Here is an 18,805-nt window from a genome sequence, read left to right on the forward strand (position 1 = left end):
GCAACGGTTTGCGCAGACCAACCTGCTTGCAAAAAGTTACAGCCGTGACTGCCTGCCTTTCGGGCAGTGGCAGCCTGATGTCTTTCGGAATCTCGGTTGCGTTGGAGTCGCCGGGCAGCGTTGATAGATTATTTGTAGAGCAGATGATCTGCAGCTTGGTTGCAGGGCCCTTGCCCGCCCACCATCGCAGGACACGCCGCAAGTACATCCGTGTAGGCTCTTACGCGGCATCCATGCCGCGTAAGGTCCCGCGACGGTGAGCGGACAAGGACCTGTCGAGGTGGTCGGTGTGCGCGGTAAGAGCAGTGTTTGATGCGCGTTGTTCGGATCGCGTTGCACCCGATCAGCTCCCGATGCAGCCCGAGCAACAGGCTTTCAACACGCGACTTACAAACGTCTCATCTTCCCACCGCAAGCCGAGAAATAAGCTTTGAGGAAAGCAGCCGACCAACTCTCTGGTGCGGTGTCCTTGCCGGTTGCGGGACCCTCGGCGGCATGGATGCCGCCGAGGAGCCTCCACGGACGGATTCACGGCGTGTCCCGCAAGCGGTGAGGACACCGCGCGCTCGATCAACCAGGCTTTTGACCCAAGCCTTTGACTGCCTGCATAACGGCGCCACCATTGAAGAGCTCGGTGGGTCTTGGAGTGGTCGGATAGTGCTGATAGATCGCTTGCAGAGCGTCGGGTCTGCGACTTTGCTGCGGGGCCCTTGCCCGCCCCCACCATCGCAGGACACGCCGCAAGTACGTCCATGTAGGCTCTTACGCGGCATCCATGCCGCGTAAGGTCCCGCGACGGTGAGCGGACAAGGACCAGTCAAGATGGTCGGTGTGTTTGGTTGCAAGCAAAGCGTAGCCTGCGTTGTTCGGATCAGGTTGCGTCTGATCGAGCTTCCCGTACAAGTGAAGAGGCTTCAGTCTCCTGCTCTCCTCAGCCGGGAAGAACCAGCAAGTTACTCAGTCGCCCTGCTGCGTTTGCGTCATTGCACGTTGCGCATGCGCTGCAAGCCCGAGATCCGTCAGCACCGCGAACTGGCGCTCGCCGCGGTCTTCCAGCTGGATCCAGCCCGGACCGGGCTGACCATCCAGACTGGCGTTACCCAACCACGCCAGAGTGCGCAGCAGCACGCTCATGCGCACGCCCAGTTGCTTGCACAGGCGCGCCAGCGACACGCCCTCGGGCGTGTCGGCCAATGCGGCAAGCAGCAGCGCGGTGAGCTGTGGATCAGCGGACAAGCACCGCTCCGATATCGCGCGGCGCCGCATCGGCGGTTTCGGCGCGGTGCGGCAGCACGATCACCGGAATCGACTTGGAGGTGGGCGTGCGCGCTTCGTCGGCGAAGCTGGACAGCGGCACCAACGCGTTGGTTTCCGGGTAGTACGCCGCCAGGCAGCCGCGCGGAATGTTGTAGTCCACCAGCAGGAAGCGGCGCGCCTCGCGATGCACGCCGTCCTCGCACAGGCTCTCCAGGTCCACCCAGTCACCGGCCTTCATGTTCAACGCGGCGATATCCGCGCCATTGATGAAGAGCACGCGACGCTCGCCGAACACCCCGCGGTAGCGATCGTCCAGCCCGTAGATGGTGGTGTTGTATTGATCGTGCGAGCGCGTGGTGGCCAGCGTAAACACCATCTGCTCGGTGTGGCTGCGGCGTGCGCGATGGATCGGGTTGTCGGTCGGCACCGCGTGCGGCTTGAACACCGCGCGCTTCTCGGGCGTCACCCACTGGCGATCGCGCGCGGTGTTGGACAGGCGGAAGCCGCCCGGCACCCGCACGCGCTGATTGAAGTCGGCAAAATCGGGAAACACCTGGGCAATCAGGTCGCGAATGCGGTCGTAGTCGCCCACCAGCCACCGCCAGCGGATCGCGCTGCGCGCACCCAGCGTCGCCTCGGCCAGCCGCGCCACGATCGCCGGCTCGGACAACAGCTCCGGCGAGGCCGGCGGATTGATGCCGGCCGACAGGTGCACCATGCTCATCGAATCTTCCACCGTCACGCCTTGCGAGCCAGCGTCCTGGATGTCGATTTCGGTACGGCCCAGGCATGGCAGGATCAGCGCATCGCGCCCGTGCACCAGGTGGCTGCGATTGAGCTTGGTGGTGACATGCACGGTCAATTCGCAATTGCGCAGCGCGCGATGGGTGGCGTCGGTATCCGGCGTGGCGGCGGCAAAATTGCCGCCCATCGCGAAGAACACCTTGCCGCGCCCGTCCAGCATCGCCTCGATCGCACCGACGGTGTCGAAGCCGTCTTCGCGCGGCGGCGCGAACCCGAACAGCGTCTGCAACTTGTCCAGAAACGCGGCCGGCGGTTTTTCGTAGATCATCATCGTGCGGTCGCCCTGCACGTTGCTGTGTCCGCGCACCGGGCACACGCCCGCGCCCGGCCGGCCCAGATGGCCGCGCAGCAACAGCAGGTTGGTGATCATGTGGATGGTGGCCACCGAATGCTTGTGCTGGGTGATGCCCATGCCCCAGCAAGCGATCACGCGCTCGGCATTGAGATAGAGTTCGCCGGCCTTGCGCAGCGCCGCCTCGTCCAGCCCGGACTCCTCGACGATGGTGTCCCAGGATTCGCCATGCACCTCGGCAGCGAAGGCGTCGAAGTTGGCGGTGTGGGCGTCGATGAATTCCAGATCCAGCAGCCGTGGCGTGCCGTCGCGCTGGGCTTGTGCGTCGCGCTCGAGCACGTGCTTGATGATGCCCTTGACCGCGGCCAGATCGCCGCCGATCTTGAGCTGGAAATAATCCGAGGCGATGCGGGTGGAGCCGTTGTGCAGCATCTCCAGCTTGTCCTGCGGGTCGGCGAACTTCTCCAGCCCGCGCTCGCGCAGCGGATTGAATGCCGCAATCGCCGCGCCGCGCTTGGAGGCCTGACGCAACTCGCCCAGCATGCGCGGGTGATTGGTGCCCGGGTTCTGGCCGAAGATGAAGATCGCATCGGCCAGTTCGAAATCGTGCAGCGACACCGTGCCCTTGCCCACGCCGATCTGCGAACGCAGCGCGGTGCCGGAGGGCTCGTGGCACATGTTGGAGCAGTCGGGGAAGTTGTTGGTGCCGAACTCGCGCACGAACAACTGATACAGGAAGGCCGCTTCGTTGCTGGTGCGCCCGGAGGTGTAGAAGATCGCCTCGTCCGGCGATGCCAGCCCGTTGAGGTGCCCGGCGATCTGCGCGAAGGCCTCGTCCCAGCTCACCGGCACGTAGTGGTCGGTGGCCGCGTCGTAACGCATCGGCTGGGTCAGCCGGCCCTGCCCTTCCAGCCAGTAGTCGCTGTACTGCGACAGCAGGCTGACGCTGTGCGAGGCGAACAGCTCCGGCCCGGCGCGGCGCGCCGTGGACTCGGCCGCAACGGCCTTGGCGCCGTTCTCGCAGAACTCGAAGGTGGAGGTGTGATCGCGGTCGGGCCAGGCGCAGCCGGGGCAGTCGAAACCGTCCGGCTGGTTGGCGTGCAGCAGCGTCTTGGCGCCCTGCACCGCGATGTCCTGTTCCATCAGGTGCTTGGCAACCGAGCGCAATGCGCCCCAGCCGCCGGCGGGATTGTCGTATTGCTGGATGGTCTTCTTGCTCATGCGGGCTCTCCCACGCCAACGCCCAGATTCAGGCGCTGCGGATGGCTGTAAACGACACAATCGTGATCGCGGGCAAACCCGATCAGGGTCAGTCCCGCACTGTCGGCCAGGCTGATCGCCAGCGCGGTCGGTGCCGAAATCGCTGCGAGCAGCGGGATCCGGGCCTGCGCGGCTTTCATGGCCATTTCGTAACTGGCGCGGCTGGTGACCACCGCAAACCCTTGCGATGCATCGACGCGCTCCCGCGCCAGCGCACCGATCAACTTGTCGAGCGCGTTATGCCGGCCGACGTCTTCGCGCACGTAGCGCACCACACCGTGCACATCGGCCCAACCGGCGGCATGCACCGCGCCGGTCTGTGCGGCGATCGGCTGCTGCGCGTGCAGCGCTTCCAGCGCACGCGCCAAGGCCTGCGCATCGATCTGCAACGCCGACTGCAGGGCCGGCGGCACACGCAGCACCGCCTCGATCGATTCGTTGCCACACACCCCGCAACCGCTGCGGCCATCCAGATTGCGCCGTCGCCGGTCCAGCGCGGCGGCACGTTCGGGCGGGATCTCGATCTGCAGCGAGGCGCCTTCCAGAAACGTCTCCACCGCCACCACCCGCAGATCCTGCGGCTGGTCGACGATGCCCTCGCTCAGCGAGAACCCGAATGCGAAATCTTCCAGGTCTTCCGGCGTGGCCATCATCACCGCGAACGGCACGCCGTTGTAGTGGAAGGCGACCGGCATTTCGGCCGCCACCATGTCCTGCACCGTGGCGTTACGGCCGCCGCGGTGGCGGACAACCGTGCGCACCACACTGCCGGCGCGCACGGAACGGGAAGACGAAAGTGTCATCTCATCTCAATGAAACAGCACGAAGGCTTTCTGCAGCGTGACCCAGATGCCCCAAGACATCGGCACGCCCACCGCCAGCCAGGCCAGCGCGACCAGGGCGGGGTTGCCGCCATGCCCGATGCGCGCCATCTGCTCCGGCGGCAGCACCGCCTTGCCGCTGCGGTCCACCTTCTCGTGCGCCAGCTGCTTCTCGCGCGCCAGTTCTTCCGGCGTCATGAAATGACGCGCGGCCACCGGGCGCACCAACAGGTTGCAGATCAGACCGAGCACCAACATGCCGGCGAGGATGTACATGGTGGTGTTGTAGACCTGTGACGGCGGGCTGCCGTGGGCCAGCTGGTACTCGCGCATGTAGCCGACCACCACCGGACCGAGGATGCCGGCGGTGGCCCAGGCGGTCAGCAGGCGGCCGTGGATGGCACCGACCATCTGGGTGCCGAACAGGTCGGCCAGATATGCCGGGATGGTGGCAAAGCCGCCGCCGTACATCGACAGGATGATGCAGAAGATGCCCGCAAACAGCGCGATGCCGCCCACACCGCCGGCCGACGGCGCAGCCGCGTACAGGCAGATGCCCAGCACGAAGAACAGCGTGTAGGTGTTCTTGCGGCCGAGCTTGTCGGACATGCTGGCCCAGAAGAAGCGCCCGCCAATGTTGAACAGGCTGAGCAGGCCGGTGAAGCCGGCCGCGATGGCCGCGATGCTGGCCAGCTGCGCCGTGTCCAGGCTGCCGAAGCCGACGTCCACCCCGATCAACCGGCCGCCGAACACTTCCTGCAGCATCGGCGAGGACATGCCGATCACGCCGATGCCGGCCGACACGTTCAGGCACAGCACGCCCCACAGCAACCAGAACTGCGGGATGCCCCAGACCTTGCTCACGTGCACGTGGTTGGCAGTGATCATGGCGTTGTTGCTGGCCACCGGCGCGGTCCAGCCGGCGGGGGTCCAGCCGCTCGGCGGCACGCGGTACCCGAACGCGCCAGCCATCATGAAGACGAAGTACAGCGCCGCCATCACCAGGAAGGTTTCCAGTACGCCCACCGAGGTCGGCGTGGCGAAGTGGCGCATCAGCGCATCGGCCAGCGGGCTGCCGATCATCGCGCCGCCACCGAAGCCCATGATCGCCATGCCGGTCGCCATGCCGCGGCGGTCCGGGAACCACTTGATCAGCGTCGACACCGGCGAGATATAACCCAGGCCCAGACCAATGCCGCCGATCACGCCCGAGCCCAGCCACAGCATCCAGATCTGATGGAAGTGGATGCCGGCCGCCGAAATCACCAGGCCACCGCACCAGCACAGCGCCGAGACCACACCGGCCTTGCGCGGGCCGGCACGTTCCAGCCAGCCGCCCCAGATCGCCGCCGAGCAGCCCAGCAGCACGAAGAACAGCGTGTACATCCACTGCAGCTCGCTGATCTTCCAGTCGCAGGTGGTGGCGACCATGCGCGCGAACAGGCCCATGTCGGCCGGGCACGCGATCGCCTCGGTGATGCCCAGCGCCTTGGACAGCGGCAACCAGAACACGCTGAAGCCATAGGCCATGCCGATACACAGGTGGATCGCCAATGCCGCCGGTGGTACCAACCAACGATTGAAGCCCGGACGCGCAACAATGCGCTCCTTGGACAGCAGGCCGGCGTCTGCGCCGTTGGCGCTCGCCACGGTGGACCCTTGTGTCATTCCCGTTCCCCTAAAAAAGTGCGATGAAGTGTGTCCGGAGCGCCCGACAGGATGGCTGCATGCAGGCGGTGTCAGTGGTTCCGAAAACGATTGATGGCTGCGATCGATTGACGTGTTGCGATAAGGGCAGCGGCGACTACCAGGCCCAACTGGCACTCGTCTGGCGCATCATCGGCGATCGTTGAATCTTTGCAATGCTTCGGCACGCCCCGCAGCCAGTCAAAAACCCGTCATGGCCTGCGCCACAAGGCGTTCCCACAGCTTAGCGGCCGACGCTGCGACTAATTGACTAGTCCATGTGGATCGGCGCGTGCAGGTCCGCAAATCGTGCTCGCCGTCGCGCTCGGCCGGGGTGACGGCCAAGGCGCGGTGGCCGTACAGTCGGACGCTTTCCAGCGACGGAGTCCGCCATGCACGACCACCCTCCGCGCGATGGCGCACGCGCGCTGCAGGCACCGGCGCACCTGGACGCGTTCTGGATGCCGTTCACCGCCAACCGCCAGTTCAAGGCGCGCCCGCGCCTGCTGGCCTCCGCTGCCGGCATGTACTACCGCGATGTCGACGGCCGCCAGATCCTGGACGGCACCGCCGGGCTGTGGTGCTGCAATGCCGGCCACGCCCGCGAACGCATCGTGGCGGCGATCCGTGAGCAGGCCGGCACGCTGGATTTCGCCCCGACCTTCCAGATGGGTTCACCGCTGCCGTTCGTGCTGGCGCAGCGGCTGGCCGCGATCGCACCGCCCGGCCTGGGCCATGTGTTCTTCACCAACTCCGGCTCGGAGGCGGTCGATAGCGCGATGAAGATCGTGCTGGCCTACCACCGCCTGCGCGGCGAGGGCCAGCGCACCCGCTTCATCGGCCGCGAGAAGGCCTATCACGGGGTCGGCTTCGGCGGCATGTCGATCGGCGGGCTGCCCAACAACCGTAAATGGTTCGGTCCCCTGCTGGCCGGCACCGACCATCTGCGGCATACGCTGGATCTGCAACGCAATGCCTACGCGCGCGGGCTGCCGGCGCACGGCGCCGAGCTGGCCGACGATCTGGAACGCCTGATCACCCTGCACGACGCCTCGACCATTGCGGCGGTCTTCGTCGAGCCGGTATCCGGCTCGGCCGGAGTGATCCTGCCGCCGGAAGGCTATCTGCAGCGGCTGCGCGCCATCTGCGACCGCCACGGCATCGTGCTGGTGTTCGACGAGGTCATCACCGGCTTCGGACGGGTCGGCGAGGCGTTCGCGGCGCAACGCTTCGGCGTCACGCCGGACCTGATCACCGCCGCCAAGGGGCTGACCAGCGGCAGCGTGCCAATGGGCGCGGTCCTGGTGGCCGATGCGATCCACGCGGCCTTCATGCAGGGGCCGCAGAATGCGATCGAGCTCTTCCACGGCTACACCTATTCCGGCCATCCGCTGGCCTGCGCCGCGGCCATCGCCGCGCTGGACACCTACGCCGAAGAACACCTGTTCGACCGCGCGATCACGCTGGGCCCGCAATGGGAAGACGCGCTGCACAGCCTGCGCGGGCTGCCGCACGTCATCGACATCCGCAACATCGGCCTGATCGGCGCGATCGAGCTGGCGCCACGCGACGGCGCGCCCGGCGCACGCGGCTACGAGGTGTTCGAACGCTGCTTCCACGACGGCGGCCTGCTGGTGCGCGTCACCGGCGATGTCATCGCGCTGTCACCACCACTGATCGTCACCCCCGAGCAGATCGGGCAGATGATCGAAACGCTGGGGAATATCCTGCTCAGCACTGCCTGACGACCAAGGCACAGGCGCCCGCGCGTAACGCCGGCACGCGGCGCGGTCAAGCGCGCAAAGCCGGGGCAGGCTCACTACAATGCCGGCCCCGCACTTCCCCCGCAGTTGCCGCATGAACATCGTTGTCAAAGAAGAACTCAAGGCCTACATCGACCCGCTGACGCCCGACGAGCACGAGGCGCTGGAGCGCAGCCTGCTGGCCGAAGGCTGCCGCGATGCGCTGGTGCTGTGGGGCGATGTGCTGGTGGATGGCCACAACCGCTACGGCATCTGCCAGAAGCACGACCTGCCGTTCCAGACCGTACAGAACCCGCGCTTCCAGTCGATGCAGGACGTGCAGCTGTGGATGATCGAGCAGCACCTGGGCCGGCGCAGCGTATCGGACTTCCAGCGCGGCGTGCTGGCACTGCGCAAGCGCGAGATCCTGGCCGCGCGCCAGCGCAGCCAACGCGACGCCGACGCCGCTGCCGAAGCGCCGGCGGTTGCCGACATTGAGCAGTCGGCCACCGGCATCGACCACGACGCCACGCCGGCGGCCACGGACAACGACAGCCCGCCGTGGGAAGAGACCTCCACCCCGGTCAGCCGCGCCGAGCTGGCGCGCGAGGCCCGCCTGAGCAACAACCAGGTGGTGATGATCGAGCGCATCCACAAGCAGGCCGCCCCGGAAGTGGTGCAGGCGGTCAAGGCCGGCGAGATTTCGATCAGCGCCGCCGCTGCCGTGGCCACCTTGTCCGAGGACGAGCAACGCGCCGCCGCGCAGGCCGGCAAGGCCGAGCTCAAACAGGCTGCCAAGCGCGTACGCGACGCCAAGCGCAAACCCAAGCCCGACGAGGCCGAAGGCGGCGAAGCCGAACGCCGCGACATGAAAGCCCTGCAACGCCGCGTCACCGAACTGGAAAACGAAAACGCCGCGCTGCAGGCCAAGGTGACCGCGCTGCAATCGCAGCTGGAGCGCCTGCGCGGCTAAGTGCCGGACGGTGCATCACCGTAGGAGCGCACCCGGGCGCGACATGGCGTTCCCAGTAACGCCATCGCGCTCAGGCGCGCTCCTACAAACCGATCGGCTACTACCGCGATCGCTGCAACCACCCGTAGGAGCGCACCCGGGCGCGACCTGGCCTTCCCGGTAACCCCATCGCGCTCAGGCGCGCTCCTACAAACCGATCGGCTACTACCGCGATCGCTACAACCACCCGTAGGAGCGCACCCGGGCGCGACATGGCATTCCCGGTAACCCCATCGCGCTCAGGCGCGCTCCTACAAACCGATCGGCTACTACCGCGATCGCTGCAACCACCCGTAGGAGCGCACCCGGGCGCGACATGGCATTCCCGGTAACGCCGTCGCGCTCAGGCGCGCTCCTACAGGACCGATCGGCTACTACCGCGATCGCTGCAATTACCCGTAGGAGCGCACCCGGGCGCGACATGGCCTTCCCGGTAACCCCATCGCGCTCAGGCCCGCTCCTACCGCGCCGTCACGCCCGGCTGTGGACATGCCGTGCTCCGGCGACTGGGTACACTGCGCAGATGGAACCAAGCGTCAGCACTCCCCGCCCCGTCGATCCCCGTCGTGCCCAGCTGCAGCGCATGAAGCTGTTGGCGGTGGCCCTGCTGCTGGCCATGTTCGCCGGCTTCGTCGTCAGCCACCTGATGGGCGAACAAGGCGTCTGGGCCTGGGTCTCGGCCTTCTGCGAAGCGGCCACGGTCGGCGCACTGGCCGACTGGTTCGCGGTAGTGGCCTTGTTCCGCCGCCCGATGGGCCTGCCGATTCCGCACACCGCCATCCTGCCGCGCGGCAAGGACCGTCTGGCCGACGGCCTGGCGGTATTCGTGCGCGACCAGTTCCTCGCCCCCGAGGCGTTGATGGACAAACTGCGCGTGTTCGACCCGGCCAGCCGCCTCGGCGAATGGCTGGCCAAACCCGAACAGGCGCGCATGCTCGCGCAGATGGCGCGCAGCTGGATGCTGCAGGCGCTGGAACTGCTGGACGAGGCCGCGGTGCGCCGCGCGATCCAGCGCTTCGTGGTCGACCGTCTGCGCAAATGGAATGCAGCCGCCACCGTCGGCGATGTGATGGCACTGCTCACCACCGACGGCCGGCATCAGAAATTGCTGGACGAGGTGCTGCTGCGCCTGGGCGAGTGGCTGGATCAGGAGCAGGTCAAGACGCGCGCCTCGGCCTTGATCGTGCGCTACGCGCGGCGCGAGTGGCCCAAGCTGGTCGGCACGGTGAACTGGGTCAAGCCGATCGAGGAGATCGGCGACAGCCTGGCCGACCGCATGGCGCGGGCGGCGATCGAGGAGTTGCAGGACATCCTGAAGACCCCCGAGCACCCGATCAGGCTCGACTACGAAGCGTGGCTGCAACGCTACATCGCGCGCCTGCGCGACGAGCCGGCAATGGCCGAGCGCGTGGAGGAGCTCAAGCAACGCGTGATCGAACATCCGGCCTTGCAGGACTACGTGCAAGGCCTGTGGGGCGAGATCCGCGATGCACTGCGCAACGACCTGGCGCGTGAAGAATCGTCGATGGCCGCGCACATGGAGCGCTCCATGCAATCGCTCGGCCAGGCCCTGTCGCAGGATCCCTCGCTGCGCGAAGCGCTCAACCAGCACATGTTGCAGGCCGCCGACAAACTCACCACGCGTCTGCGCGCATCGGTGACCGACCATATCGCGTCGACGATGAAAAGTTGGGACGAACGTCACCTCGTCGAACAATTGGAATTGGGTGTCGGACGCGATCTGCAATACATTCGGTTCAATGGAACGTTGGTGGGCGGACTGATCGGGCTTGCCCTTCACGCATTATCGATCTGGCTGGCGTTCTGATGCATTGGCAATGACGTTGATCGCCCACCGGAAGCACGTGCGGACGCCGGGGAGTTTGCACGGGTTCTGATGATCGTCAGGCGCCACCACGAGACCGACCTCGCCGTCGGCCAGCACACCGGGCACGCAACAGGCAAGGCAAAGGAACAGAAATGCCGAATGGCCGCTGGGATCTGCGCAGAAAATACGGGCGCCGCGCATCGATCGGTGCCCTGCTGATTCTCGCCACAGGTCTGATTGCCGCCATTCTCGCCGGCCTGTCGCTACAGCGACATAACGAGCTCGAGCGCGAGCAGCGTTTCAACTATGTGGTGCGCACGCTGACACGCAACATCAGCGAGCGCATGTATACCTTCGAACACGGGTTGCGCGGCGCACGCGGTGCCTTGATCGGCGCCGGCAAGGATGTCATCAGTCGCGACCGCTTCACCTTGTACAGCCGCTCGCGCGATTACACGCGCGAGTTCCCCGGCGTACTGGGTTACGGCTACATCCATCGCGTTGCGCCCGCCGACGAAGAGGCCTTCCTGCAGGCCGCGCGCGCGGACGGTGCACCGGACATCAAGCGCCGGCCGCTGGCGCCCTGGGACGGCGAGCGTTACATCGTGCTATATTTCGAACCGGAGTCCTCGGGCAACCGTCCGATCGGTCTGGACATCGCCTCCGATCCGCGTCGCCGCGCGGCGGCACTGCAGGCCGCACGCAGCGGCGTGCCGATCATGACCTCGCCGATCTCGCTGTCCGGTTATCGCATTCCCAGCGAGAGCGGATTCCTGGTGCTGCTGGCGGTCTATCGCGAGGGCATGCCGCTGCAGACGCCGCAACAGCGCATGGCCGCGACCAGCGGCTGGGTGTACGCGCCCTTCAGCGTCGAACAGATGGTGGAAAGCACCCTGGGCGAGCGTGACGACGTGGCGCTGGATCTGTCCGACCGCAACGAGCCCACCCACAACTTCTTTCGCAGCGGCACGCCGTCCAGCGACAGCGCGCGTCGCCCGCCGGTGATCCAGCAGCTGCAGATCTACGGCCGCACCTGGATCATCACCGCCCACCCCACCGCCAGCTTCCTGGCCTCGCTCAACCAGACCTCGCCATGGCTGACCGGCGGCCTGGTGCTGGGCGTGTCGGTGCTGCTGGCGGCATTGCTGGTGCTGTATTTCAGCAACGGCCTGCGGCGCGAGGAAGTGCTGCGCAAACAGATGGAGCTGGCGGCACTGGTCAGCCATTCCAGCGAGGCCATCGTTGCCGAAACTCCGGACGGACACATCACCCACTGGAATCCCGCTGCCGAAGCGATGTTCGGCTACAGCGCGGACGAGGCGATCGGCCAGAACCTGACGATGCTGCTGTCGCCGCAGCCATATGCGATCCCCGACATCGAGCACGCCGACGAGCACCATTCGGTCGATACCTCGGCGGCGCTGAGCATGCGCCATCGCGATGGGCATCTGGTCCATGTGCTGGCCAGCAAGGCCCCGATCATCGAACGCGATGCCACCCTGAGCGGGCACTCGCATTTCTTCCGCGACATCTCCGAGCGGGTGCGTTCGCATCAGCGCATCGTCGACCTGAATGCATCGCTCGAACACCAGGTCGCCGAACGCACCAGCGAATTGATGAAGTTCTCCGCGCTGCACCGGGCGATCCTGGCACACGCCGGCTTTGCCATCATCGCCACCGACTCCAGCGGCTTTGTCACGCTGTTCAATCGCGCCGCGGAAAAACTGCTGGGCTACAACGCCGACGAGGTGATCGGCCGCCGCAAGGCCGGCCAGTTCATCGAGCAGGAGGAACTGCAGGAGCGCGCGCACCTGCTGTCCGAGCAGACCGGCGCCCCGGTGGCGCATACGCTGGAGGCAATCGCCGCGCTGACCAGCCTGGGCCGCAGCGACACCAGCGAATGGACCTACGTCAGCCACGAAGGCCGCCGCCTGCCGGTGCTGCTGACCCTGAGCACCCTGCGCGACGATAACGACCAGGTGATCGGTTACCTGGGCATGGCGGTGGACCTGACCGAGCAGAAACTGCACGAGAAACAACTGCGCCTGGCGATGGATGCGGCCAAGAGCGCCAACCAGTCCAAGTCCGATTTCCTGGCCAACATGAGCCACGAGATCCGCACCCCGATGAACGCGATCCTGGGCATGCTGTACCTGCTCCAGCGCAGCGAACTGCCCGGTGCGGCGCAGGACATGGTGACCAAGATCGACCGCTCCGCGCGCTCGCTGCTGGAGATCATCAACGACATCCTGGACTTCTCCAAGATCGAGGCCGGGCGCATCGATCTGGAACGCGCACCGTTCGACCTCAATCAACTGTTCGACAACATCGCCGACCTGATGCGTTCCTCGCTCAGCACCAAACCGGTGGAAATGATCGTCGAGCCACTGCCGCGCGACTGCCGCTGGTTGCTCGGCGATGCGCTGCGCATCAACCAGGTGCTGGTCAACCTGGTCGGCAACGCGATCAAGTTCACCGAGCAGGGCGAAGTGGTGCTGTCGGTGCGGCGCTTCCCCAGCGGCGATCCGAACAAGCTCAAGCTGCTGTTCTCGGTGCGCGACACCGGCATCGGCATTTCCAAGGAAAAGCAGAGCCTGATCTTCTCGCCGTTCCTGCAGGCCGACACCTCCACCAGCCGGCGCTACGGCGGCAGCGGCCTGGGCCTGACCATCAGCCGGCGCCTGATCGAATTGATGGGCGGCGAGCTGGAAGTGGAAAGCGTGCCCGGCCGCGGCAGCGAGTTCTACTTCGTGGTGACGCTGGAAAAATCCGCCCCGCCGCTGGCACAGCGCGACCTGCCGGCGCTGCCGCCGGAAGCGATGCCGCGGGTGTTGATCGCTGACGACCACGATGCGGCGCTCAACAACCTGGTGCGCATCGCCAGCGAACTCGGCTGGCGGGTGGATGCGGTCGCCAGCGGCCAGGCCGCCCTGCAGGCGATCGAGCAGGCCAGCGAGCCCTACGACATCTTCCTGCTCGACTGGCGCATGCCCGATATCGACGGCGTGGCGATCGCGCGGCAGATCCGCGCACGCGCCGTGCCCGGCCCGCATCCGGTGATCGTCATGGTCACCGCCTACGAGCGCCGGCTGCTGGAGCAGCATCCCGAGCAACAGGACCTGGATGCGGTGATGACCAAGCCGGTGACCAGCGCGGCGCTGCACCGGCTGGTGGAGCAACTGGTCCACGAACGCCCCGGCGCGCGGCCGGTGGCGCCCACCTTCGTGGCGCGTCGGCTGGAAGGCGCGCATCTGCTGCTGGTGGACGACAGCGAAATCAACTGCGAAGTGGCGCAGCGCATTCTCGAAGGCGAAGGCGCCATGGTCACGGTCGCCCACGACGGCGAACAGGCCATCAACACGCTGCGGCGCGCGCCGGAGCTGTTCCAGCTGGTGTTGATGGATGTGCAGATGCCGGTGGTCGATGGCTATGAAGCCACGCGGCGGCTGCGGCAGATCCCCGCGCTGGCCAGCCTGCCGGTGATCGCGCTGACTGCCGGCGCCTTTCGCCCACAACAGGAGAAAGCGCTGGAAGCGGGCATGAACGGTTTCATCGCCAAGCCGTTCAATGTGGAGGAACTGGTCACCGCCATCCGCCACTTCCTGCAGCCGGGTGTACGGCGCATCCCGTCGCTGCCGCACGAGGCCGCTGTGCAGGGCGGCCCCGAGTGGGAACACGCCGACCCGGAGGTGCTGGATGCGGCGCGTGCACGCAGCCTGTGGCGCGAGCGCGAACCGTACGAGCGCTATCTGCTCAAACTGCTGCGCGACAACCCCGACCCGGCCGAGGCCGCAGCCGAGCATCTGCGCCGCAACGAGCTGCCGGCGATCGGTGCGCTGGCGCACAAGCTGCGCGGCGCGGCCGGGTCGCTGGCATTGCCGGCCCTGGCCGGTGCCGCCAGCGACCTGGAAACCCGCATCGAGCAGGGCCACGACATCACCTCGGCACTGCTCGCACTCAAGGACACCATGCAGCGTACCGCCGCGGCGGTCCATGCCTTCCTGCAACACGGCGACAGCGACGCGGAAGCAGGCGATGACGATGCCGCGCTGGACGCGGACAGCGTGCAGATCCTGGAAGCGGCCCTGGGCAGCGACGATGCCGACAGGATCGACCACGCGCTGCTGATCTGCGCGCCGCATCTGCCGCGCAACCTGCAGGAAGCACTGCAGCGTGCGGTGGAAGATTTCGACTTCCGTCGCGCCGAGGCCACCTTGCGCGACTGGCAAGCCACTCACCTGCGCTGACCGCTCACCACGCCGGTGGCAAGGAGCCTCCATGCCGCATCGTCCCCTGCTGTGTGTCGACGATGAATCCAGCAACCTGGCCACCCTGCGCCAGCTGCTGCGCGACGATTTTCCGCTGGTGTTCGCCAAGTCCGGCGGCGAAGCGCTGGAGGCGGTGCTCCGCCACACGCCGGCGTTGATCCTGCTGGATGTCGAGCTGCCCGACATGGACGGCTATGCGGTGGCGCGCACGCTCAAGCAGCAGCCCGCCAGCACGGCCATCCCGATCCTGTTCGTGACCTCGCGCAGCAGCGAGCACGACGAACGTACCGGACTGGAAGCGGGCGCGGCCGATTACGTCAGCAAGCCCTACTCGCCCGCCCTGCTCAAGGCGCGCATCGCCACCCAGTTGAAGCTGGCCGAAAGCGCGCGCCTGGCGCAGCACTATCGGGATGCGATCCATCTGCTCGGGACCGCCGGGCAAGGTCAGGATGCCGACACCGGCGCGCATATCTGGCGCATGGCCGCCTATGCGCAGGTGCTGGCCGAGCAGGTCGGCTGGCCGGCGCAACGGGCGCAGCTGCTGCAGGATGCCGCGCCCCTGCACGACGCCGGCAAGATCGCGGTGCCCGGCAACATCCTGCACAAGCCCGGTGCATTGGACGAACACGAACGCACCGTGGTGCGCCAGCACCCGCAGGTCGGCCACGACCTGCTGCGGCACGGGCGCGGGCCGGTGTTTCAGCTTGCTGCGGCAATCGCGCTGCATCACCACGAATGCTGGGACGGCAGCGGCTATCCCAACGGCCTGGCCGGCGAGGCCATTCCCGAATCGGCGCGCATCGTGGCGGTGGCCGACGTGTTCGACGCGCTGTGCGGGCGGCGCGCCTACAAGGCGCCGTGGACGGTGGACGATGCGATGCGCAAGCTCGACAGCATGGCAGGCAAGCAACTGGAACCGCGCCTGGTGCAGCAATTTCGCGAGGCGTTGCCGCAGGTCCTGCAGATCATGGATGCCTGGGATAGCGCGGCGCCGGGGACCTGAAGAGCGGGGATTGGGGAATCGGGATTGGGGAATCGAGGAGCGGGGAGCGCGAGGGCTGGACGGGCTGAGCAGTTTGTGGGCCGATCGGGTGAGTTGGCACAAGGCATTCGCACCCGTCTTGCGAGCTGTACGGCTCTCTCAGGTGGGCTGGTGGTGTTATCGGCCCTGTGATGCGTACGCAGTGTTGCCTGGCGCGTGCTTGAACACCGCTTCGCACGGGCGGACAATAGCCATGTTGCGCCGCACAACACCGTGCGACGCGGGCCGGTCCGGTCGCCATCTGCGCGCCATCGATGCGGCCCCGCAACCGAGAGTCCGATGTCCTCCAGCGTGTCCGAGGCCGGCGTCACGCCGCCGCGTTATCCCGATTACCGCATCATCTCGCTGATCCTGGCCTGCGCCATCTTCATGGAGCAGATGGACGCCACCGTGCTGGCGACCGCGCTGCCGACCCTGGCGCGCGACTTCGGCGTTGCCGCGCCGGCGATGAGCATCGCCATGACCAGCTACCTGCTGGCGCTGGCGGTGCTGATTCCCGCCAGCGGCGCGATCGCCGACCGCTTCGGCCTGCGCCGGGTGTTCGGCGCATCGATCTGGGTGTTCGTCGGCGGCTCGATCCTGTGTTCGCTGGCCGACAGCCTGCCCACCATGGTCGCCGCGCGCGTACTGCAAGGCGCCGGCGGCGCGATGATGGCCCCGCTCGGCCGGCTGATCCTGCTGCGCACGGTGGAGCGCCGTCACCTGGTGTCGGCCATGGCCTGGACGCTGGTGCCGGCCTTCATCGGCCCGATGCTGGGCCCGCCGCTGGGTGGATTTTTCGTCTCGTATCTGGACTGGCGCTGGATCTTCTACATCAACGTGCCGATCGGCATTGCCGGCTTTTTGCTGGTGCGCCGTTTCATTCCGGAAATTCCCACCGAATCGGCGCCGGCACGTTTCGACCTGCGCGGTTTCGTGCTGTGCGGCACCGCGTTGGGCTGCCTGTTGTTCGGCCTGGAAATGGTCAGCCAGCAGGATGGCATCGGCACCGCGAGCTGGCTGCTGGCCATCGGCGGCAGCGCTGCGCTGGGATATCTGTGGCATGCACGCCACCACCCCGCTCCGCTGCTGGACCTGAGCCTGCTGCGGATCGATTCGTTCCGCTTGTCGGTGATCGGCGGTGCGCTGATGCGCATCACCCAGGGCGCGCATCCATTCCTGCTGCCGCTGCTGTTCCAGATCGGCTTCGGCATGAGTGCCGCACACAGCGGGCGCCTGATCCTGGCCACCGCGCTCGGTGCACTGCTGATGCGCAGCATCACCCCGCAGTTGCTGCGCCGCTTCGGCTATCGCAACAGCCTGATCGGCAACGGTGTGCTCGCCAGCCTGGGCTACATGGTGTGTGCGTTGTTCCGGCCCGACTGGCCGCCGGCGCTGATGTTCGGTCTGCTGCTGTGCTGCGGCGCGTTCATGTCGTTCCAGTTCGCCGCCTACAACACCATCGCCTACGAAAACGTGCCCGCATCGCGCATGAGCCGCGCCAGCAGCCTGTACACCACCTTGCAGCAACTGATGCTCTCGGTCGGCGTATGCGCCGGCGCAATGATCCTCAAGCTGGCGATGCTGGCCGGCGATCACACCCAGCCTGCGCAACGCGATTTTTCGCTGGCGTTCTGCGTGGTCAGCCTGATTTCGCTCAGCGCCACCTGGTGGCATGTGCGTTTCGACAAGGATGCCGGGCAGGAAATGAGCGGGCACCGGGCTTCGAGCGGCTGACCGCAAGGCTGCGTAGCCGGCGCAGCTACATAGCCGTGACTGGAATCTGCGTGCACCGCCCCGGCAACTGCGGGTTCCATGCGACATCCTCATCCAATTGCCAACTGCTCGCACTGATTGGTTGACCAGTCTTGCAACGTGTCATGTCCGCCAACTCGCATGACAGCACCCCACAGGTGCCGCCATGCCTGCCATCATCGCGCCTTGTCGTTTTGCCGCGACGCGGCCTCGGCACGCGCCACCAGCAGGAACGCCAGCGGAAAGCCGATCTCGATCGCGACTGCCGCGAAGATGCCGGCGTTGACATGCCCGGCCACCCACTCCGCCACGCCCAGCACTGCCAGCAACAAACACGCGGTGACAAAGCCCGCAACCACGGCACGGCGCCCTGGCGACGGTGGCGCCGTTCGCACCAGCAGCAGCATGACGCCGATGGCCGCATACAGCGGTGCGGCGCGTCGGCCGAGCACGCCCAGCGCGTCGCTGTCGAAGGCCACGCCCCAATTGGCCAGCATGGCCGCAGGTGCCAGCAGCCAGGCCGCGCCCAACGCGAAGAACGACAACGCCGACAGCGTGGCCAGGTAGCGAAATGCGCGCGATGCAGTCGGCGCGCTCATGCGTTCACCTCCACGACCGTGCGCCCCTGCACCTTCCGCGCCTCGCCGCCAGAGTGGGGCTGATGCAATCCCCGGCCATCGACCAGCAACCGGTCTGCAACCGCAATGCCGGCATCGCGGGACGCCTGGACCACACCGGCAAGATCGACGCCAGGAATCAGCGGAAGATGGCGAATGATCGGGCCAGCTCTGCTCACCGCCACCGCCACCGCCATCGCGTGGTGGCAGTTGCCGGTCGAATTCTCGACAGCAACCCTCACCTCGCCCGGCATCAACGCGTCTTCGTTGAACCGGACCAGCCTGGTAACCACCGGCTCGCTGGTCTGAGCGGCAAGCACTGCATCGAAGGTCATTGCCTTCTCCTGTTGGGGTCAAGGCCGCGCGCGACCGCGTCACCACCGACGCATCGATAACGGCATGCACACTGCAGTCGCTGCAGCTCGTTTGTGCAGCGGTGCAA

Annotated in this window: 12 protein-coding genes; 6 read left to right on the forward strand and 6 right to left on the reverse strand. The window is 66.7% G+C overall.

The annotated features are described in order from the left end of the window. Positions 1 to 957 precede the first annotated feature (957 nt). The 4 genes from DGN21_RS11710 to DGN21_RS11725 are packed head-to-tail and all read right to left on the reverse strand — an operon-like array spanning position 958 to position 6,102. Positions 958 to 1,236: a hypothetical protein gene (locus DGN21_RS11710; RefSeq protein ID WP_065031620.1), complete on the reverse strand. Its 279-nt coding sequence runs from the start codon at positions 1,234 to 1,236 to the stop codon at positions 958 to 960. Then, positions 1,226 to 3,574: an FdhF/YdeP family oxidoreductase gene (locus tag DGN21_RS11715; protein WP_046343116.1), complete on the reverse strand. Its 2,349-nt coding sequence runs from the start codon at positions 3,572 to 3,574 to the stop codon at positions 1,226 to 1,228. The genes DGN21_RS11710 and DGN21_RS11715 overlap by 11 nt, the downstream gene beginning before the upstream one ends. Continuing rightward, positions 3,571 to 4,416, reverse strand: a complete 846-nt coding sequence (fdhD, locus tag DGN21_RS11720) for a formate dehydrogenase accessory sulfurtransferase FdhD (RefSeq protein ID WP_126966044.1) — start codon at positions 4,414 to 4,416, stop codon at positions 3,571 to 3,573. The genes DGN21_RS11715 and fdhD overlap by 4 nt, the downstream gene beginning before the upstream one ends. Positions 4,417 to 4,422: 6 nt before the next feature. Beyond that, complete coding sequence (locus DGN21_RS11725) at positions 4,423 to 6,102, reverse strand: OFA family MFS transporter (protein ID WP_047125188.1); 1,680 nt, start codon at positions 6,100 to 6,102, stop codon at positions 4,423 to 4,425. A gap of 410 nt (positions 6,103 to 6,512) precedes the next feature. Here DGN21_RS11725 and DGN21_RS11730 point away from each other — a divergent pair, with 410 nt between their 5' ends. From DGN21_RS11730 to DGN21_RS11755, 6 genes are all read left to right on the forward strand, one after another. Continuing rightward, positions 6,513 to 7,865, forward strand: coding sequence for an aspartate aminotransferase family protein (locus tag DGN21_RS11730; protein WP_126966043.1), 1,353 nt, complete (start codon positions 6,513 to 6,515; stop codon positions 7,863 to 7,865). A 112-nt stretch (positions 7,866 to 7,977) separates the two neighbouring features. Further along, entirely contained in the window at positions 7,978 to 8,835 is an 858-nt protein-coding gene (locus DGN21_RS11735) for a plasmid replication/partition related protein (RefSeq protein WP_102256710.1), read from the forward strand. Between the two features lie 562 nt (positions 8,836 to 9,397). After that, positions 9,398 to 10,702 (forward strand): DUF445 family protein, encoded by a 1,305-nt coding sequence (locus DGN21_RS11740; RefSeq protein WP_024940197.1) that lies wholly within the window; start codon positions 9,398 to 9,400, stop codon positions 10,700 to 10,702. Between the two features lie 152 nt (positions 10,703 to 10,854). Then, positions 10,855 to 14,949: a CHASE domain-containing protein gene (locus DGN21_RS11745; protein ID WP_126966042.1), complete on the forward strand. Its 4,095-nt coding sequence runs from the start codon at positions 10,855 to 10,857 to the stop codon at positions 14,947 to 14,949. Between the two features lie 31 nt (positions 14,950 to 14,980). Then, positions 14,981 to 15,973 carry an HD domain-containing phosphohydrolase gene (locus DGN21_RS11750; RefSeq protein WP_215824927.1) on the forward strand — a complete coding sequence of 331 codons (993 nt, stop codon included), beginning with the start codon at positions 14,981 to 14,983 and terminating at the stop codon, positions 15,971 to 15,973. 318 nt (positions 15,974 to 16,291) lie between these two features. Beyond that, a complete protein-coding gene (locus tag DGN21_RS11755; RefSeq protein ID WP_054593009.1) occupies positions 16,292 to 17,728 on the forward strand; it encodes a DHA2 family efflux MFS transporter permease subunit in 1,437 nt (478 codons plus the stop codon). A 194-nt stretch (positions 17,729 to 17,922) separates the two neighbouring features. Here DGN21_RS11755 and DGN21_RS11760 read toward each other — a convergent pair whose 3' ends face one another. Beyond that, positions 17,923 to 18,345 (reverse strand): hypothetical protein, encoded by a 423-nt coding sequence (locus DGN21_RS11760; protein WP_160954585.1) that lies wholly within the window; start codon positions 18,343 to 18,345, stop codon positions 17,923 to 17,925. Further along, positions 18,342 to 18,698 carry a hypothetical protein gene (locus tag DGN21_RS11765; protein WP_104576090.1) on the reverse strand — a complete coding sequence of 119 codons (357 nt, stop codon included), beginning with the start codon at positions 18,696 to 18,698 and terminating at the stop codon, positions 18,342 to 18,344. Before DGN21_RS11765 ends, DGN21_RS11760 begins: the two co-directional genes overlap by 4 nt. Positions 18,699 to 18,805 lie beyond the last annotated feature (107 nt).

Origin of the sequence: Xanthomonas sp. MLO165 (assembly GCF_018831305.1) — a bacterium.
GTDB classification, from domain to species: Bacteria; Pseudomonadota; Gammaproteobacteria; order Xanthomonadales; family Xanthomonadaceae; genus Xanthomonas; species Xanthomonas arboricola.